13 protein-coding genes and 2 tRNA genes are annotated in these 13,648 nt (G+C 61.0%); 14 read left to right on the forward strand and 1 reads right to left on the reverse strand.

Annotation, left to right across the window (positions count from 1 at the left end; translation table 11 throughout):
* Positions 1 to 5: 5 nt before the first annotated feature.
* The 14 genes from folP (at position 6) to AAHK21_RS17185 (ending at position 13,231) form a co-directional block, all read left to right on the forward strand.
* Positions 6 to 857, forward strand: a complete 852-nt coding sequence (gene folP / locus AAHK21_RS17120) for a dihydropteroate synthase (protein ID WP_094012249.1) — start codon at positions 6 to 8, stop codon at positions 855 to 857.
* A 16-nt stretch (positions 858 to 873) separates the two neighbouring features.
* Complete coding sequence (gene glmM / locus AAHK21_RS17125; RefSeq protein WP_367857857.1) at positions 874 to 2,214, forward strand: phosphoglucosamine mutase; 1,341 nt, start codon at positions 874 to 876, stop codon at positions 2,212 to 2,214.
* A 66-nt stretch (positions 2,215 to 2,280) separates the two neighbouring features.
* Positions 2,281 to 3,036: a triose-phosphate isomerase gene (gene tpiA, locus AAHK21_RS17130; protein ID WP_367857858.1), complete on the forward strand. Its 756-nt coding sequence runs from the start codon at positions 2,281 to 2,283 to the stop codon at positions 3,034 to 3,036.
* Positions 3,037 to 3,039: 3 nt separating this feature from the next.
* Positions 3,040 to 3,432, forward strand: coding sequence for a preprotein translocase subunit SecG (gene secG, locus AAHK21_RS17135; RefSeq protein WP_046854066.1), 393 nt, complete (start codon positions 3,040 to 3,042; stop codon positions 3,430 to 3,432).
* 20 nt (positions 3,433 to 3,452) lie between these two features.
* A tRNA-Leu gene (locus AAHK21_RS17140) sits at positions 3,453 to 3,538 on the forward strand.
* 98 nt (positions 3,539 to 3,636) lie between these two features.
* Positions 3,637 to 3,713 (forward strand) — tRNA-Met (locus AAHK21_RS17145).
* 130 nt (positions 3,714 to 3,843) lie between these two features.
* Positions 3,844 to 4,302, forward strand: a complete 459-nt coding sequence (gene rimP, locus AAHK21_RS17150; protein ID WP_038707604.1) for a ribosome maturation factor RimP — start codon at positions 3,844 to 3,846, stop codon at positions 4,300 to 4,302.
* Positions 4,303 to 4,361: 59 nt separating this feature from the next.
* Positions 4,362 to 5,843 (forward strand): transcription termination factor NusA, encoded by a 1,482-nt coding sequence (gene nusA / locus AAHK21_RS17155; protein WP_038706865.1) that lies wholly within the window; start codon positions 4,362 to 4,364, stop codon positions 5,841 to 5,843.
* A gap of 27 nt (positions 5,844 to 5,870) precedes the next feature.
* Positions 5,871 to 8,408 carry a translation initiation factor IF-2 gene (infB, locus tag AAHK21_RS17160; RefSeq protein ID WP_046854067.1) on the forward strand — a complete coding sequence of 846 codons (2,538 nt, stop codon included), beginning with the start codon at positions 5,871 to 5,873 and terminating at the stop codon, positions 8,406 to 8,408.
* A gap of 117 nt (positions 8,409 to 8,525) precedes the next feature.
* Positions 8,526 to 8,924 carry a 30S ribosome-binding factor RbfA gene (gene rbfA / locus AAHK21_RS17165; RefSeq protein ID WP_023629337.1) on the forward strand — a complete coding sequence of 133 codons (399 nt, stop codon included), beginning with the start codon at positions 8,526 to 8,528 and terminating at the stop codon, positions 8,922 to 8,924.
* Between the two features lie 3 nt (positions 8,925 to 8,927).
* Positions 8,928 to 9,845 carry a tRNA pseudouridine(55) synthase TruB gene (truB, locus tag AAHK21_RS17170; RefSeq protein WP_046854068.1) on the forward strand — a complete coding sequence of 306 codons (918 nt, stop codon included), beginning with the start codon at positions 8,928 to 8,930 and terminating at the stop codon, positions 9,843 to 9,845.
* A 150-nt stretch (positions 9,846 to 9,995) separates the two neighbouring features.
* On the forward strand, positions 9,996 to 10,265 hold the full coding sequence (rpsO, locus tag AAHK21_RS17175) for a 30S ribosomal protein S15 (RefSeq protein WP_023629335.1): 270 nt from the start codon (positions 9,996 to 9,998) through the stop codon (positions 10,263 to 10,265).
* Between the two features lie 248 nt (positions 10,266 to 10,513).
* Positions 10,514 to 12,619, forward strand: coding sequence for a polyribonucleotide nucleotidyltransferase (gene pnp, locus AAHK21_RS17180; RefSeq protein WP_023629334.1), 2,106 nt, complete (start codon positions 10,514 to 10,516; stop codon positions 12,617 to 12,619).
* Positions 12,620 to 12,880: 261 nt separating this feature from the next.
* Positions 12,881 to 13,231, forward strand: coding sequence for a BON domain-containing protein (locus AAHK21_RS17185; protein WP_046854069.1), 351 nt, complete (start codon positions 12,881 to 12,883; stop codon positions 13,229 to 13,231).
* A gap of 95 nt (positions 13,232 to 13,326) precedes the next feature.
* On the opposite strand, the gene AAHK21_RS17190 is transcribed toward AAHK21_RS17185, so the two are convergent.
* On the reverse strand, positions 13,327 to 13,629 hold the full coding sequence (locus AAHK21_RS17190) for a putative quinol monooxygenase (protein WP_367857859.1): 303 nt from the start codon (positions 13,627 to 13,629) through the stop codon (positions 13,327 to 13,329).
* Between the last annotated feature and the right edge of the window lie 19 nt (positions 13,630 to 13,648).

Genomic DNA, 13,648 nt, shown 5'->3' on the forward strand with positions numbered 1-13,648 from the left:
TTTCTATGACCTCACAGCAGTACCCGACCCGGTTGCCTTGCGGCAACCGGGTTCTTGATTTGTCCCGTACCCATGTCATGGGCATCCTCAACGTCACTCCAGATTCGTTCTCCGATGGTGGGCGCTTCAGTCAGCGCGATGCGGCCCTGCGTCATGCCGAGGAGATGGTGGCGGCCGGAGCGACCCTGATCGATGTGGGGGGCGAGTCCACCCGTCCGGGTGCCCGCGCCGTTTCGCCTACCGAGGAGCTGGAGCGCGTGGCGCCGATTGTCGAAGCGATCAACAGCCGGCTCGACGTGGTCATCTCGGTCGATACCTCGACGCCTGCGGTCATGCGCGAATCCGCGCGCCTCGGCGCTGGCTTGATCAACGATGTGCGCGCCCTGGAGCGCGACGGTGCGCTTGATGCGGCGGCGGACACCGGCTTGCCGGTGTGTCTCATGCACATGCGTGGCGAGCCGGGCAACATGCAGGACAATCCGCAATATGAAGATGTGACAGCCGATGTTACGCGCTATCTTGAACAGCGTATGGCCGCCTGCGCGGCGGCAGGCATCGGGGCTGAGCGCATCATCCTCGACCCGGGGTTCGGCTTTGCCAAGACCCTCGAGCACAATCTCAGCCTTTTCAAACATATGGAAGCGCTCTATCGCCTCGGCAGGCCGCTCCTGGTAGGCGTCTCGCGCAAGAGCATGATCGGCCTCGCGCTGGGCCGCCCCGTCGGTGAACGCCTGTACGGTAGCCTGGCGCTGGCGGCATTGGCCATGACCAAGGGTGCGAGCATCCTGCGGGTGCATGACGTGGCGGAAACCGTCGACGTGGTGCGCATGATCGCGGCCGTGCAGAGCGCCGAATAAGAACATTGGAGTCACTATGAGCAGAAAATACTTTGGTACCGATGGTATCCGTGGTCGCGTTGGCCAGTTCCCCATCACCCCGGACTTCATGCTGAAACTCGGCTGGGCGGCGGGCATGGCCTTCCGCAAGCAGGGCAATTGCCGTGTGCTGGTCGGCAAGGACACCCGTATCTCGGGCTACATGTTCGAGTCCGCGCTGGAGGCCGGCCTGTCTGCGGCCGGCGCCGACGTGATGCTGCTCGGGCCGATGCCGACGCCTGCCATCGCCTACCTGACCCGGACCTTCCATGCCGAAGCGGGTATCGTCATCAGTGCCTCGCACAACCCGCACGACGACAACGGCATCAAGTTCTTCTCCGGCGCCGGTACCAAGCTGCCGGACGAAGTCGAGCTGATGATCGAGGAACTGCTCGACCAGCCGATGACCGTCGTCGAGTCCAGCAAGCTGGGCAAGGTTTCGCGTATCAACGACGCGGCGGGGCGCTACATCGAGTTCTGCAAGAGCAGCGTGCCCAGCAGCACCAGTTTCGAAGGCCTCAAGATCGTGGTGGACTGCGCGCATGGTGCCACCTACAAGGTGGCGCCGAGCGTGTTCCGTGAGCTCGGTGCCGAAGTCACGGTGCTGCACGCGGCGCCAGATGGCCTGAACATCAACGAGGGCTGTGGCTCGACCCATATCGAGTCGCTGCAGGCCGCGGTGCTGGTCGGGCATGCGGACATCGGCATCGCCTTCGACGGCGACGGTGACCGTGTGTTGATGGTCGATCATACCGGCACCATCGTCGATGGCGACGAGCTGCTGTTCATCATCGGTCGCGACATGCACGAGCGCGGCAAGCTGCAAGGCGGCGTGGTCGGTACGTTGATGAGCAACCTGGGCCTGGAGTTGGCGTTCAAGGAGCTTGATATTCCGTTCGTGCGCGCCAAGGTTGGTGATCGCTACGTGATGGCTGAGCTGCTCGAGCGCGAATGGCTGCTGGGTGGCGAAAATTCCGGGCATGTCGTCTGCGGCAGCCATACCACCACGGGAGACGCGATCATCGCCGCGCTGCAGGTGCTGATGGCGCTCAAGCGCCGTGGCGAGAACCTCGCCCAGGCCCGTCAGGCGGTGCGCAAGTGCCCGCAGGTGCTGATCAACGTGCGTTTCGCCGCGGGCAAGAGCGATCCCCTGGAAAACCCGTTGGTCAAAGAGGCCAGCGCCAAGGCGACCGAGGCCATGGCCGGTCGCGGCCGTGTGCTGCTGCGCAAGTCCGGTACCGAGCCTTTGGTGCGGGTGATGGTGGAGGGTGACGACGAAACCCAGGTGCGTGGCCATGCCGAAGCCCTGGCCAAGCTCGTTGAAGAAGTTTGTGCCTGAAAGAGGCTTGCCAGCGCAGATCGGGTTGGGTAAGATCTGCGCCCACTTTGACCGACGAGGTAAAGCATGCGTCGCCCCATGGTAGCTGGTAACTGGAAGATGCACGGTACCCGCGCCAGCGTCGCTGAGCTGACTCAGGGGTTGGGCAAAATGCTCATTCCCGACGGTATCGAAGTCGCGGTGTTTCCACCGGCCCTGTTCATCAATGAAGTTGTTGATGGGCTGAAAGGCAAGGGGATCATCGTTGGAGCACAGAATTCTGCGGTACAGCCCGAACAGGGTGCACTGACCGGTGAAGTTGCACCGAGTCAGTTGTCAGAAGTCGGTTGCAAGTTGGTGTTGATCGGCCATTCGGAGCGTCGCCAGATTATCGGTGAAAGTGACGAAGTGCTGAATCAAAAGTTTGCAGCCGCACAGAAAAGTGGTTTGACGCCAGTGCTCTGTGTAGGGGAAACTCTCGCCGAGCGTGAAGCAGGCAAGACGCTCGAAGTTGTAGGGCGTCAACTAAGCAGTGTGATCGACGCGTTCGGTATCGCTGCTTTTGCCAATGCAGTAATTGCCTATGAGCCTGTATGGGCCATTGGTACAGGTTTGACGGCCTCGCCCCAGCAAGCCCAGGATGTGCATGCAGCCATCCGCGAGCAGTTGGCGGAAAAGGACGCCGAAGTTGCCCGCAAGGTGCAGCTTCTCTACGGCGGCAGCGTGAAGGCGGCTAATGCGGCCGAACTGTTCGGCATGCCGGATATCGATGGGGGGCTCATTGGTGGAGCGTCCCTGAATGCAGACGAATTCGGTGCAATTTGTCGCGCCGCAGGAAACTGAAAAATGCTGGAAACAGTCGTAGTTGTTTTTCATCTGTTGGCAGCACTGTCACTGGTAGTCATGGTGTTGTTGCAGCAGGGTAAAGGTGCGGAAGCAGGTGCATCTTTCGGCGCAGGTGCTTCAAATACTGTGTTCGGAAGCCAAGGTTCCGCTACCTTTTTGAGTAAAGTTACTGCTATACTTGCCGCCACTTTCTTTTTGACTGCACTTGGGTTAGGATACTTCGCCAAGCAGCAAGCACACCAGCTGACTCAAGCTGGTCTGCCAGATCCAGCAGTGCTGGAAGTCAAAGAGCAAAAGCCGGCAGTCAATGATGATGTACCGGTGCTCCAGCAGCAGAAGAGCGAAACCACCAACTCTGGTGATGTACCTCCTCCAGCCAAAGAGCAGCAGTAACGGGTTTCAAATGTAGTATTGCCGAGGTGGTGGAATTGGTAGACACGCAACCTTGAGGTGGTTGTGCCCATAGGGTGTAGGGGTTCGAGTCCCCTTCTCGGTACCAATTGAAGCATGAGAGCCCGCTTTAGCGGGCTTTCTTGCAGGTGGAGGTCGGATTGACCCAGCAAAGGGTTCAGTCTTATACTTTCGCCCCAGCTTTGTCGCGGGGTGGAGCAGCTTGGTAGCTCGTCGGGCTCATAACCCGAAGGTCGTTGGTTCAAATCCAGCCCCCGCAACCAGCTTCAGCAGAGCCCCTTTTCAGGGGCTTTTTGCTAGCCGAACAGTTTTAGGCGTCGTTGTCCAACGGCGCTTTCAGGGATGGGCGCTTCGCCCATTTTTTATTTGCACAGCATGCACGAGGGGGTTCAGGTGTCGAGCAAGCTAGAACAGTTGCAGGCCTTGTTGGCCCCGGTTGTCGAGGGCCTGGGCTACCAATGCTGGGGGATCGAATACGTCTCCCAAGGCAAGCATTCGGTACTGCGTATCTATATCGACAAGGAAGGCGGCATCCTGGTGGAAGACTGCGAAGCCGTCAGCCGTCAGGCCAGCGCCATCCTCGATGTGGAAGATCCGATCAGCTCTGAATATACCCTCGAGGTGTCCTCTCCAGGCATGGACCGCCCGCTGTTCACCCTAGAACAGTTTGCAGCGCATGCCGGCGAGCAGGTGAAGATCAAGCTGCGTACGCCCTTCGAGGGCCGTCGTAACTTCCAGGGCCTTCTCCGCGGTGTGGAGGAACAGGATGTGGTGGTGCAGGTGGACCAGCACGAGTTCCTGTTGCCGATCGACTCGATCGACAAGGCCAATATTATTCCCAGTTTTGACTGAGACGTGCCGGGCCCGGCGGATGTTCCGGGGCCAATGGCTTGCGCAAGGCGAGGCGTACGATGAGCAAAGAAGTACTGCTGGTTGTTGAATCGGTATCCAACGAGAAAGGTGTACCGCCAGGCGTCATTTTCGAAGCGCTGGAAGTGGCCCTGGCCACTGCAACCAAAAAACGTTTTGAGGACGAAGTCGACCTGCGTGTGGAAATCAACCGCCACACCGGTAGCTACGAGACCTTCCGCCGCTGGACCGTGGTCGACGAGAACGACCTGGACGATCCGGCGATCGAGACCTGGCTGGAAAAGATCCAGGACACGCACCCCGATGCCAAGATCGGTGACGTGATCGAAGAGAAGATCGAGTCGATCGAGTTCGGTCGCATCGCCGCGCAGACCGCCAAGCAGGTCATCGTGCAGAAGGTCCGCGAGGCCGAGCGCGCCCAGGTGGTCGATGCCTACCGCGAGCGCGTGGGCGAGATCATCTCCGGTACCGTCAAGAAGGTCACCCGCGACAACGTCATCGTCGACCTGGGCAACAATGCCGAGGCGCTGCTGGCGCGCGAAGACATCATTCCCCGTGAGACCTTCCGTGTCGGCGTGCGCCTGCGTGCGCTGCTCAAGGAAATCCGCACCGAGAACCGCGGCCCTCAGCTGATCCTGTCGCGCACCGCGCCGCAGATGCTGATCGAGCTGTTCCGCATCGAAGTGCCGGAAATCGCCGAAGGCCTCATCGAAGTCATGGCCGCCTCCCGTGATCCGGGTTCGCGTGCCAAGATCGCCGTCCGCTCCAAGGACAAGCGCATCGACCCGCAGGGTGCCTGTATCGGCATGCGTGGTTCGCGCGTCCAGGCCGTATCCGGCGAGCTGGGTGGCGAGCGTGTGGATATCGTCCTCTGGGACGAGAACCCGGCGCAGTTCGTCATCAACGCCATGTCGCCGGCAGAGGTTGCCGCGATCATCGTTGACGAGGACGCCCATGCGATGGATATCGCCGTTGCCGAGGACAACCTGGCCCAGGCGATTGGCCGTGGTGGCCAGAACGTCCGCCTGGCCAGCCAGCTGACCGCCTGGACCCTGAACGTGATGACCGAGAAGGACATCCAGGCCAAGCAGCAAGCTGAAACCGGCGATATCCTGCGTAATTTTGTCGAGGAACTGGAAGTCGACGAGGAGCTGGCACAAGTGCTGGTCGACGAAGGCTTTACCAGCCTCGAAGAAATTGCCTACGTACCGTTGGAAGAAATGCTCAACATCGATGGCTTTGACGAGGAAATCGTCAATGAGCTCCGCGCTCGAGCCAAGGACCGTTTGTTGACCAAGGCCATCGCTACCGAAGAAAAACTGGCAGACGCCCATCCGGCCGAAGACCTGCTCTCCCTCGAGGGCATGGACAAGGACCTGGCGGCGGAACTGGCGGTGCGCGGCGTGGTTAACCGCGAAGACCTGGCCGAGCAGTCGATCGACGACCTGCTCGACATCGACGGCATCGACGAAGAGCGTGCCGGCAAGTTGATCATGGCCGCCCGAGCCCACTGGTTCGAGTAATTAGGCGCGGCCTGAGGAGAGAAGTGCATGACGCAAGTCACGGTGAAAGAACTGGCCCAAGAGGTCGAGGCACCGGTAGAGCGCCTGCTGCAGCAGATGCGTGAGGCAGGTCTGCCGCACACCGACGCCGGTCAGGTAGTGACCGACAATGAGAAGCAGACCCTGCTGACTCATTTGAAGAGCAGCCACAAGAGCAAGGCGGAAGAGCCGCGCAAGATTACCTTGCAGCGCAAGACCACCAGCACTCTGCGTGTCGCCGGTAGCAAGAGCATCAGCGTAGAAGTACGCAAGAAGAAAGTCTTCGTGCAGCGCAGCCCGGAAGAGATCCAGGCTGAGCAGAAACGCGAGCAGGAAGAGCGTCGCGCCGCGGAAAACGCCGCGCGCGAGAAGGTTGAAGCCGAAGTTCGCCAGCGCAACGAGGAGCAGGCACGCCGTCAGGCCGCCGAGGCTCCGGCCGCCGCGCCAGCGCCCAAGGCCGAGCCTGCGCCAGCCGCTGCCCCGGTAGTGGCCAACGCACCGGTGTCCGAAGACGCCGCCGCGCGTGCTGCCGAGCGCAAGAAGGACGAGACCCGTCGTAACGAAAGCCGCACCCGTGATGACGATCGTCGCGGTGGTGGCCAGGCTACCGCCGGCCGTGGCGAAGCGCCGCGCATGTCGGTCAAGGTCAAGGTCAAGGAGAAGGAAAAGGCTCCGACTCCGCGCGCCGCGCCGCGTACCACCGATGAAGAAAGCGATGGTTTCCGTCGCCGCGGTGGCAAGGGTAAAGGCAAGAAGCGCAATGCGCATGGCTTCCAGAGCCCGACCGGCCCGGTTATCCGTGACGTGGCGATCGGCGAGACCATCACTGTCTCCGATCTGGCCAACCAGATGTCCGTCAAGGGCGCTGAAGTGGTCAAGTTCATGTTCAAGATGGGTACTCCGGTCACCATCAACCAGGTGCTCGACCAGGAAACCGCTCAGCTGGTAGCAGAAGAGCTGGGCCACAAGGTCACCCTGATCAGTGACACCGCCCTGGAAGACTCCCTGGCCGAATCGCTGAAGTTCGAAGGCGAGACCACTTCGCGTGCACCGGTCGTGACCGTCATGGGCCACGTCGACCACGGCAAGACCTCGCTGCTCGACTACATCCGTCGTGCCAAGGTTGCTGCTGGCGAGGCCGGTGGTATCACCCAGCACATCGGTGCGTACCACGTCGAAACCGACCGTGGCATGGTTACCTTCCTCGACACCCCTGGCCACGCTGCGTTCACGCAAATGCGCGCCCGTGGTGCCAAGGCGACCGACATCGTCATCCTGGTGGTGGCGGCGGACGATGGCGTGATGCCGCAGACCCGCGAAGCCGTGCAGCATGCCAAGGCAGCTGGCGTACCGCTGGTCGTTGCAGTGAACAAGATCGACAAGCCAGGCGCAGACCTCGATCGCATCCGTAACGAGCTGTCCGTCGAAGGCGTGACCTCCGAGGAATGGGGTGGTGACACGCCGTTCGTCAAGGTTTCGGCGAAGATGGGTACCGGCGTCGACGAATTGCTCGAAGCGGTCCTGCTGCAGGCCGAGATCCTCGAACTCAAGGCCACCCCGACCGCACCTGGTCGTGGTGTCGTGGTCGAGTCGCGTCTGGACAAGGGCCGTGGCCCGGTGGCGACCATCCTGGTTCAGGACGGTACCCTGCGTCAGGGCGACATGGTCCTGGTCGGCTCCAACTATGGCCGCGTGCGTGCCATGCTCGACGAAAACGGCAAGCCTGTGAAGGAAGCCGGCCCGTCGATCCCGGTCGAGATCCTCGGCCTGGACGGCACGCCCGACGCTGGTGAAGAGATGTCGGTGGTTGCCGACGAGAAGAAAGCGCGTGAAGTTGCGCTGTTCCGTCAAGGCAAGTTCCGTGAGGTCAAGCTGGCCCGTGCTCACGCCGGCAAGCTGGAAAACATCTTCGAGACCATGGGTCAGGAAGAGAAGAAGACCCTCAACATCGTCCTCAAGACCGACGTGCGCGGCTCCCTCGAGGCGCTGCAAGGTTCGCTCGGCGGCCTGGGCAACGACGAAGTTCAGGTTCGCGTCATCGGTGGCGGCGTCGGTGGTATCACCGAAAGCGATGCCAACCTGGCGCTGGCGTCCAACGCTGTACTGTTCGGCTTCAACGTGCGTGCCGATGCCGGCGCGCGCAAGATCGTCGAGCAGGAAGGTCTGGATATGCGTTACTACAACGTGATCTACGACATCATCGAAGACGTCAAGAAAGCCCTGACCGGCATGCTCGGCAGCGATGTTCGCGAGAACATCCTGGGTGTCGCCGAAGTCCGTGACGTGTTCCGTTCGCCGAAGTTCGGCGCCATCGCTGGCTGTATGGTCATCGAGGGTACCGTGTACCGCAACCGTCCGATCCGCGTTCTGCGCGACGACGTGGTGATCTTCGAAGGCGAGCTGGAATCGCTGCGTCGCTTCAAGGACGATGCGTCCGAAGTACGCAACGGCATGGAGTGCGGTATTGGCGTCAAGAGCTACAACGACGTCAAGGTCGGCGACAAGATCGAAGTGTTCGAGAAAGTCCAGGTGGCTCGTACCCTGTAAGGGCCGAGCGTGGTGCAGGCCCCGCCCCAGGGCGGTTGCCTGAACCTCTGAAGGTAGCGCCCGGTCAGGCTTCGAGCTTGACCGGGCGTTTGCCGCTTTAAGATACAGGTAGCAAGAATGGCAAAAGAATACAGCCGTACCCAACGTATCGGTGATCAGATGCAGCGTGAGCTGGCAGAGCTGATTCGCCGTGAAGTCAAAGACCCGCGTGTCGGCCTGGTGACCATCACCGCCGTCGACGTCAGCCGTGACCTGGGCCATGCCAAGGTCTTCATCACCGTCATGGGCGAAGAAACCCCGGACGCCGTCAAGCAGTCGCTCAAGGCCTTGAACAGCGCCGCCAGCTTCCTGCGTCTGCACCTGGGCCGCTCGATGCAGCTGCGCAGCGTGCCGCAGCTGCATTTCCACTTCGATGAAAGCGTGAGCCGCGGTGTGCATCTGTCTGCGCTGATCGAACGTGCGGTGGCCGAAGACCGCCAGCACCAGGATGCCGACGCGCCGGACACCAAGGAGTAAGCGGTGGCCCAGGTCAAACGTATCCGCCGCAACGTCAGCGGCATCATCCTGCTCGACAAGCCGCTGGGGTTCACCTCCAACGCTGCCCTGCAGAAGGTCCGCTGGCTGCTCAATGCCGAGAAGGCCGGCCACACCGGCAGCCTCGATCCGCTGGCCACCGGCGTGCTGCCGCTGTGCTTCGGCGAGGCCACCAAGTTCTCGCAGTACCTGCTCGATTCCGACAAGGGCTACGAGACGGTGATGCAGATGGGCCAGACCACCACCACCGGGGATGCCGAAGGCGAAGTGCTGAAGACCCGCGACGTGACCGTTGGTCGCGCCGACATCGAAGCGGTCATCCCGCGTTTTCGCGGTGAAATCCAGCAGGTGCCGCCGATGTACTCGGCCCTCAAGCGCGACGGCCAGCCGCTGTACAAACTGGCGCGCGCAGGAGAGGTAGTGGAGCGTGAGGCGCGTTCTGTTACTATTGGCCGGTTGGACCTGCTGGAGTGCGAAGGCACCCGGGCACGCCTGTCGGTTGGCTGCAGCAAGGGCACCTATATCCGCACCCTGGTGGAGGATATGGGCGAGGCGTTGGGCTGTGGTGCCTACGTCGCCGAGCTGCGCCGTACCCAGGCCGGCCCCTTCGAGCTGGCCCAGACCGTCACGCTCGAAGAGCTGGAACAGGCTCACGCCGAAGGTGGCAACGAAGCGCTCGATCGCTTCCTGATGCCTTCGGACAGCGGCTTGCAGGACTGGCCATTGGTGGTATTGTCCGAGCACAGCGCGTTCTACTGGCTACATGGCCAGGCAGTACGTGCGCCGGACGCGCCGCAATTCGGCATGGTCCGCGTACAGGATCACAATGCCCGCTTCATCGGTATCGGTGAGGTGAGCGAGGACGGGCGCATTGCGCCGCGTCGACTGATTCGGTCGGAATGACCGATACCACAGGGCGAGGTCAACGCTTTGCCCTGCGGATTCGAGGATGGCTGTCAGTAGGCACGGTCATTACTCTTTTTATTAATACAGGGATCCAGTCCCTGGCCTATTGGACCCCGCTTGCGGGATCCGTTTATCAGGAGAAGCCAAATGGCCCTCAGCGTCGAAGAAAAAGCTCAGATCGTTGCAGACTATCAGCAAGCCGCCGGCGACACCGGTAGCCCGGAAGTACAGGTTGCCCTGCTGACCTTCAACATCAACAAGCTGCAAGGCCACTTCAAGGCCAACGAAAAAGACCACCACTCCCGTCGTGGTCTGATCCGTATGGTCAACCAGCGTCGTAAGCTGCTGGATTACCTGAAGGGCAAAGACACCACTCGTTACAGCGCCCTGATCGGTCGCCTGGGCCTGCGTCGCTAATAGCGGCCTGGCCAGTGGTGTTGCATGGTGTGTCGCATTCTTCGGCTACGCTGCCTGTCAGCGTCGCCGTTGGACACGCCGCGCGATCTGCGAGGTTGGCAGCCTGGTGTGCCGAGCGGTTTATCCGCCCGGCGCCAGGCTCCCAGCCTCGTGTTGTATCTGGACGGTCAATGGGGCCGATTCCCCGTTCTGCCCAAGAATTCGCAAGAACCAGTTCCCCCAAGAGCCACTGAAAAAGGTAGGAAACCGTGAACCCGGTAATCAAGCAATTCCAGTTCGGTCAATCGACCGTTACCCTCGAAACGGGCCGCATTGCCCGTCAGGCCACCGGCGCCGTGCTGGTCACCGTCGACAACGATGTCACCGTGCTGGTGACCGTGGTCGGTGCCAAGCATGCCGATCCGAGCAAGGGCTTCTTCCCGCTGTCCGTGCACTACCAGGAAAAGACCTACGCCGCTGGCAAGATCCCAGGTGGTTTCTTCAAGCGTGAAGGCCGCCCATCCGAAAAAGAAACCCTGACTTCGCGCCTGATCGACCGCCCGATCCGCCCGCTGTTCCCTGAAGGTTTCATGAACGAAGTGCAGGTTGTCTGCACCGTGGTTTCCACCAGCAAGAAGACCGATCCGGACATCGCTGCGATGATCGGTACCTCGGCTGCCCTGGCCATCTCGGGCATTCCGTTCGAAGGCCCGATCGGCGCCGCCCGCGTTGCCTTCCACGAAAGCACCGGCTACCTGCTGAACCCGACCTACGAGCAGCAGGCCGCTTCGAGCCTGGACATGGTCGTTGCCGGTACCGAGTCGGCCGTACTGATGGTTGAATCGGAAGCCAAAGAGCTGACCGAAGACCAGATGCTGGGCGCCGTGCTGTTCGCCCACGACGAATTCCAGGCCGTGATCAAGGCTGTCAAAGAGCTGGCTGCCGAAGCCGCCAAGCCGACCTGGGACTGGAAACCTGCCGTTGCCAACACCGAACTGTTCAACGCCATCCGCGCCGAGTTCGGCGAAGCGGTGTCGCAGGGCTACACCATCACCGTCAAGGCCGACCGCTATGCGCGCCTGGGCGAGTTGCGCGATCAGGCGATCGCCAAGTTTTCCGGTGAAGAAGGCCAGCCATCGGCTGGTGAAGTCAAAGACATCTTCGGCGAGATCGAATACCGCACCGTTCGCGAAAACATCGTCAACGGCAAGCCACGTATCGACGGTCGCGACACCAAGACCGTGCGCCCGCTGAACATCGAAGTCGGCGTTCTGCCGAAGACCCACGGTTCGGCCCTGTTCACCCGTGGCGAAACCCAGGCCCTGGTCGTCGCGACCCTGGGTACCGCCCGTGACGCCCAGCTGCTGGACACCCTCGAAGGCGAGAAGAAAGACCCCTTCATGCTGCACTACAACTTCCCGCCGTTCTCGGTAGGTGAGTGTGGTCGCATGGGCGGTGCTGGCCGTCGTGAAATCGGCCACGGCCGTCTGGCCCGTCGTTCGGTACAGGCCATGCTGCCGGCCGCTGACGTGTTCCCGTACACCATCCGCGTGGTATCGGAAATCACCGAGTCCAACGGCTCCAGCTCCATGGCTTCGGTCTGCGGTGCCTCCCTGGCGCTGATGGACGCGGGCGTGCCGATGAAGGCGCCGGTTGCCGGTATCGCCATGGGCCTGGTCAAGGAAGGCGAGAAGTTCGCTGTACTGACCGACATCCTGGGTGACGAAGACCACCTCGGCGACATGGACTTCAAGGTAGCCGGTACCGCCAAAGGCGTCACCGCGCTGCAGATGGACATCAAGATCAACGGCATCACCGAAGAGATCATGGAAATCGCCCTGGGCCAGGCCCTGGAAGCGCGCCTGAACATCCTCGGCCAGATGAACCAGATCATCGGCGAATCGCGCACCGAGCTGTCGGCCAACGCACCGACCATGATCGCGATGAAGATCGACACCGACAAGATCCGTGACGTCATCGGTAAAGGCGGCGCCACCATTCGCGCCATCTGCGAAGAGACCAAGGCTTCGATCGACATCGAAGACGACGGCTCGATCAAGATCTTCGGCGAAACCAAGGAAGCCGCGGACGCTGCCAAGCAGCGCATCCTGGGCATCACCGCCGAAGCCGAGATCGGCAAGATCTACGTCGGCAAGGTCGAGCGCATCGTCGACTTCGGTGCCTTCGTCAACATCCTGCCGGGCAAGGACGGCCTGGTGCACATCTCCATGCTGAGCGATGCTCGCGTCGAGAAGGTCACCGACGTGCTGAAGGAAGGCCAGGAAGTCGAAGTACTGGTACTGGACGTGGACAACCGCGGCCGTATCAAGCTGTCGATCAAGGACGTTGCCGCTGCCAAGGCATCGGGCGTCTAAGCCTTTCGAGGCTAAAGGAAAGGACCCTTCGGGGTCCTTTTTTTATGCCTGCCGCAAAATAGTTGAGAGCATGCATCTTGCACGTGGCTTTTTTACCGGGATTGCAAAATGCACGGTACGGGCTTCTGATTGATTTGTTTAACTCATTGATTTCAAAGGATTTATAGGGCGTGCAAAAACTGGCACAGCCCCTGCAACTACCTTACTACCTGACGCCAGGAACCAAGGCGCAGACCTTTCGAAAAAACAGGAGTGACTCACATGAAGAAGTTCGCCATTGCTGCCGCTACTGCTACCGCTCTGACCCTGACCATGGCTAACGCGGCTTTCGCTGCCCAGTCCACCCAGGCCCCGATGACGCTTGCGGCCGGTGAGGTGACCAAAGCCAAGGAAGCCACTTCCGACACCTGGATCACCACCAAGGTGAAGGCTGACCTGATGACCGAGAAAGGCGTGCCGGGCAGTGACATCAAGGTTGAAACCAACAAAGGCGTAGTGTCCCTGTCTTCGGACGTGGCCATTACCGATGCACAGAAAGACATGGCGGTTGCCATCGCCAAGAAAATCAAAGGCGTACAGGCCGTCTCGGCTGATGGCCTGAAAGCCGAATAAGGATTGTCCCGTCGGCCAAAAGGATTTGGCCACCCCTTCAAGCAAAAGCCCCGGCCATCGCCGGGGCTTTTCTATGGGCATTCAGGAAGGCGGCTTCAGCTCACCGGGTTTCGGGCGATCACATTGCTCTCGAAGCACTCCTGCTCTTCGATCAGCGGCTCCACCAGGGGGCGGCTGTCGCGAAAATGCGCGGTCCGGGTATGCGCCTCGTACGCCTCATCGTCCTGGTAGATCTCATACAGGTAGATGACATCGGCATTCTCCCGGTCCTGCGAGACATCGAATACCAGGCAACCCGGCTCGGTGGCGACCGATGCCGCGGCGTTGGCATTGATGGCTGCCAGGAAGGCATCCGCGGTACCGGGTTTCACCCGTGTCTTGATAAATAGGCAGTACACATGACGTTCCTTTTGTTTT

This window comes from Pseudomonas sp. TE50-2 (assembly GCF_040813665.1).
GTDB lineage: Bacteria > Pseudomonadota > Gammaproteobacteria > Pseudomonadales > Pseudomonadaceae > Aquipseudomonas > Aquipseudomonas soli.